5 protein-coding genes and 1 pseudogene are annotated in these 4,983 nt (G+C 61.7%); all 6 read left to right on the forward strand.

Features of this window, described 5'->3' with window-relative positions; all coding sequences use genetic code 11:
* Positions 1-268, forward strand: a 268-nt coding sequence (locus OKC30_RS19820) for a GNAT family N-acetyltransferase (protein WP_270666925.1), incomplete at its 5' end; no start/stop codon positions are given.
* Between the two features lie 61 nt (positions 269-329).
* Positions 330-881 carry a GNAT family N-acetyltransferase gene (locus OKC30_RS19825; protein ID WP_041206008.1) on the forward strand — a complete coding sequence of 184 codons (552 nt, stop codon included), beginning with the start codon at positions 330-332 and terminating at the stop codon, positions 879-881.
* A gap of 209 nt (positions 882-1,090) precedes the next feature.
* Entirely contained in the window at positions 1,091-2,197 is a 1,107-nt protein-coding gene (locus OKC30_RS19830) for a 1-acyl-sn-glycerol-3-phosphate acyltransferase (RefSeq protein ID WP_041206007.1), read from the forward strand.
* A gap of 300 nt (positions 2,198-2,497) precedes the next feature.
* Complete coding sequence (locus OKC30_RS19835) at positions 2,498-2,968, forward strand: YhcH/YjgK/YiaL family protein (protein WP_041206006.1); 471 nt, start codon at positions 2,498-2,500, stop codon at positions 2,966-2,968.
* Between the two features lie 326 nt (positions 2,969-3,294).
* On the forward strand, positions 3,295-4,494 hold the full coding sequence (locus OKC30_RS19840) for an acetate kinase (RefSeq protein WP_041205080.1): 1,200 nt from the start codon (positions 3,295-3,297) through the stop codon (positions 4,492-4,494).
* Between the two features lie 133 nt (positions 4,495-4,627).
* Positions 4,628-4,912: pseudogene (locus tag OKC30_RS19845) on the forward strand (miniconductance mechanosensitive channel); the annotation flags it as partial.
* Positions 4,913-4,983 lie beyond the last annotated feature (71 nt).

Here is a 4,983-nt window from a genome sequence, read left to right on the forward strand (position 1 = left end):
CACGCAAGAGGCAATAGTGGATCACCGGACGATCGTCTCATTTTTTACCTGTCAACTGGTCTGGGTGAACCGTTACATGGGGATGGAGAAGGTGGAGATCAGCGCCGCACTGGAGAACGAACCCAGTCGGGCGGTGTGCGAGCGGCTCGGCATGCAGCAGGAGGGGATCACCCGGCGGGCGGAGCGGCTGGCGGACAGGGTGGTGGATCACGTCCACTACGGTCTGCTGCGGGATGACTGGCTCAGGTTGCGGGAAAGGGATCACTGATGGCGTCCCGGCCCAACCTGGTCGCTGGCACCATGCATGGTCAGGATGGGGAGACACAGTGATGACTCTGCCTCATATCACCACGGCCCGTACCCGGCTGACCGTGCTGCCCCCGGAGCGGGCCTGTCTGATGCTGGATTTCTACCAGCGCAACCGCGTTCACCTCGCGCCCTGGGAGCTGAGGCGTGACGAGAGTTTCTATACCCTGGGTCACTGGCAGGGGCGACTGCGCGACGGTTACGGCCAGTTTTTCGATGGCAGCGCCGTGCCATTGGTAGCGCTCGATCCCAAAGGGGAGCGGGTACTCGCCACCTGCCACTTCACCCACATCATGATGGGCATGTTCAAGGCATGCCATCTGGGCTATGCCATCGACCAGGCCTATGAGGGGCAGGGGCTGATGCAGGAGGTGGTGGCCGCCGGCATCGACTATCTGTTCCGGGAGCGCGGCCTGCACCGCATCATGGCGAGCTACATGCCGGCGAATCGGCGCAGCGGCGCCTTGCTGGCGCGTCTCGGGTTCGAGCAGGAAGGCTATGCCCGGGACTACCTGATGATCAACGGCCGCTGGGAGGACCACATCCTCACCGCGCTGCTCAATCCGGCAGGTTAGGCTGCATGTGGCAGGGCCAACCCTCGCCAATCCGTCGGCGCAGGCCATCCTGGATCCTTGTTCCCTGGGATCTGTCGGCTTTTTCACGGCAAGATCGCACTATCTGTGTGCGTCTCATACCCCTGACCCCAAAAGCGTGTAAAATTGCGCCCTGAATTTTCCCAGCCAGCAGCAGCTGGTCGCGACTCCATACATGCAAGGCTGACATTGTGACAGAAGTAGATAGATTCGCGGACATTCGCCCCTATCGCGATGACGAAGTGCCGGCTGCCATCGAGCGGCTGATCCAGGATGACGAGTTTATCGGCGCCATCGCCAAATACCGTTTCGGTTCCCTGATGAGCTGGCTGGGCTGGGCCATTCGCCCGCTGATCCGCCAGTTCCTGCGCCACAAGTGGGCCAAGGTCAGCACCATCCATCAGGTGCAGATGGGGGTGACCCGTTACATGAGCCGCATGATCGCCACCTCCACCCAGGGGGTGAGCTTCTCCGGTCTCGAGCATCTGAAGAAGGAGCAGGGCTACCTGTTCGTCTCCAACCACAGGGACATCGCCATGGATCCGGCGTTCGTCAACTGGGGGCTGCACACCCACGGCTTCGATACCGTGCGCATCGCCATCGGTGACAACCTGCTGCGCAAGCCCTGTGCCACCGAGCTGATGAAGCTCAACAAGAGCTTCATCGTCAAGCGCTCCGCCAAGGGGCCGCGGGAGATGATGAAAGCCCTCGGCGAGCTGTCGGCCTACATCGGCCAGTCGGTGCACGAAGGCCACTCCATCTGGATCGCCCAGAAGGAAGGGCGCGCCAAGAACGGTGATGACAAGACGGATCCGGCCATCCTCAAGATGTTCTACGTGGACGGCAAGAAGCAGAAGATCGACTTCGTCGACTACATGCGCAGCCTCAACATAGTGCCGGTGAGCATCAGCTACGAGGTGGATCCCACCGACAAGGCCAAGGCACGGGAGCTCTACGAGAAGTCGGTCAACGGCAGCTATGAGAAGGGCGAGTTCGAGGACATCGAGAGCATAGTCGCCGGCATCATCGGCCAGAAGGGGCGAGTACATGTCTCCTTCGGTGCCCCCATCACCGAGGGCTTCAGCGATCCGGACGAACTGGCCGCGCTCATCGACAAGGCGATCTGGAGCAGCTACCGCCTCTTCCCGGGCAACTACCTGGCCGCAGATGTGCCCGGCAAGGCCAGCACCATAGAGCAGACCGCCTTCCTGACCCGCCAGTCGGAGGTGCCGGAAGAGCACAAGGCCATCTGGCGTGCCATGTACGCCAAGCCGGTGGAGAACGCCCGCAAGGCTTGAATGACGCCGATTCGGTGAAAAAAACGGGAGCAGATGCTCCCGTTTTTGCGTCTGGTCAAAGTCGGTGGCAATGGAGTAGTGAATAATATTGTTTCAACTGGTACGATCATCGGGTGAATGAGCGGGTATCTCTTGGCAAGGGGCGGGCGACTGTGCAACAGTGACCCGGCGCCAACAAGATGAATCAGGCGCTTTTCGAGTCTGCATGGATGGCAGGCGACGCTGAATAAGGACCTTTAGGGGTCCTTTTTCATTGATGGACAAAGATAGACGGCAGATATACCTAAGGATGCGAACCCCATGATCACCGGCAGTCTGGATACCTTGCAACGCACCCCCTTGCCCGCCCCGCTGGCCCGCATCATGGCCGAGGTGGTGAAGAGCCTTGCCCACTGGAGTGAGGCGCAGCTTGGGAAACATGACATAGACGGTCTCAAGCTATTCTGCCTGGTGAGCGAAGCGCTGACCGAGCCGGTCGCGGATCGCCGCGGCGAGTTTCATGAGCAGTATCTGGACATCCAGCTGCTGCTGCGGGGGGAGGAGTGGATCGGCGTCGGGCCCCATGCCTATGTGAACGACGGTGCCGATCATCCCCACCCCGATCTCTGGTTCGTCGATGACGACCAGACCAGTTATCTGGCGTTGCAGCCCGGCGACTTTGCCATCTTCTGGCCGGGAGAACTGCATCGCCCTCTCTGTACCCTGACTACCCCAGGCTTGGTGAAGAAGCTGGTTGTCAAGGTCCACCAGTCGTTGCTGGCCACTGTCTGAGCCGCAGCGCCGGGTGCCCGGGCACCCGCCACAACAGGGCCGCCGCTCGGCCCGTCCCGAATCGATGATTCGACGCGCGCGCCAGGCCCAGAGTTGGCGGTCGGCGCCAGACAGTTTGAGATAGATGAGCGCGCCAGATCATGAGTCGGCGCCAGAGAGTTTGAAAGGATGAGTGCGCCAGGCCCAGCGTTGGTGGTCGGCGCCAGACAGTTTGAAAAATTGGGCGCACTTTCCTGCGACCATAACGCCCCCGGCAGGGGAATCCCATCCATGTTGGATGACACGACACTGTCGGCGTAAAGCCGAAGCACAGGAAGATGTAGAACATGAGCAAGTTGGTATTGATCCTTAACTGCGGTAGCTCTTCCCTGAAATTTGCCGTAATGGACGCCGAAACAGGTGAGGACATGCTGTCCGGCCTGGCCGAATGCTTCAATCTGGATGACGCACGTATCAAATGGAAACTCCACGGAGTCAAGGGCGAGGCCATGCTGGGCGCGGGCGCTGCGCACCAGGAAGCCCTTGACCACATAGTGGGTCACATCCTGCCCCAGGATCCGACACTCGCCGAGCAACTGGTCGCCATCGGCCATCGCATCGTGCACGGTGGCGAGCAGTTCTCCCGCTCCGTTCGCATCGATGATGGCGTCATCGCCGGCATCGAGGCCGCCATTCCGTTCGCCCCCCTGCACAACCCGGCGCACCTCATCGGCATCCGTGCCGCCCTCAAGGTCTTCCCGGCCCTGGCCGAGAAGAACGTGGCCGTGTTCGACACCGCCTTCCACCAGACCTTGCCGCAGGAAGCCTACCTCTACGCGCTGCCCTACAAGCTCTATCAGGAGAACGGCATCCGTCGTTACGGCGCCCACGGCACTTCCCATCGCTTCATCGCCGAAGAGACCGCCAAGGCGCTGGGCAAGCCGCTGTCCGAGCTCAACATCATCAACTGCCATCTGGGCAATGGTGCCTCCGTCTGCGCCATCCGAAACGGCGAGTCCGTCGATACCTCCATGGGCCTGACCCCGCTGGAAGGGCTGGCCATGGGCACCCGCTCTGGTGACATCGACCCTGCCGTGGTCTTCTTCATGCACGACCAGCTCGGTTACAGCGTGGACGAGATCAACCAGGTGCTGACCCGTGAATCCGGTCTGCTGGGCATGACCGAGGCGAGCAGCGACTGCCGTTACGTCACCACCAACTACGCCACCGACGCCGGCGCCAAGCGTGCGCTGGATGTCTTCACCTACCGGGTGGCCAAGTATGTGGGTGCCTACGCCGCCGCCATGGACGGTCGCCTGGACGCCCTGGTGTTCACCGGCGGGATCGGCGAGAACGCCGCCATGGTGCGCGAGATGGTGCTGGCACGGCTGGCCCTGTTCGGCTTCAAGGTTGATAAAGAGGCGAACAACGCCGCCGTGCTCGGTGGCGAAGGCCCCATCACCGCCGAAGGCAGCCGCCTGGCGCTGGTGATGCCCACCAACGAGGAGCTGGTCATCGCTCGCGATGCCCTGAGCCTGGTCGGCTGACGCCACCTCGCAGCGAATCAACGCCCGGCCTGTGCCGGGCGTTGTCGTTTCGGGGGCACATTGAGCAAGCTGTCATTTGACATGAGGGGCCAGATACGTACCCTGACCGCAGTTTCACGTCCCGGAGGTAGAGATGAAGGAGATATTTTTCAACTGGTTGTCAGGCCTGGGTGTCGATGTGACCCCCATGATCGCCCTGGTGATCGCCCTGGGCTTCATCGTGCTGACCGCTCTGGCCCTGCACCTGGTGCTGCACCGTATCCTGCTGGTGCGTCTGGTGGGGCTGCTCGGCAAGACCAAGCAGGTGTGGCTGCCGCCCCAGCTGCAGCAGCGCCTGTTCTACCGGCTCGCCCTGGTGTTGCAGGGGGCCGTGCTGCTCGGTCAGGCGGAGATCTGGCTGCCCAAGGGTAACCGTTCACCAGCCCCCCGTTGACAGTCGAATGTGACGATCATCTCTTGATCCCCTTTCGGGGGTTGATAGATCCTCCC

It is taken from the genome of Aeromonas sp. QDB18, from assembly GCF_027705325.1.
Lineage (GTDB): Bacteria > Pseudomonadota > Gammaproteobacteria > Enterobacterales > Aeromonadaceae > Aeromonas > Aeromonas caviae.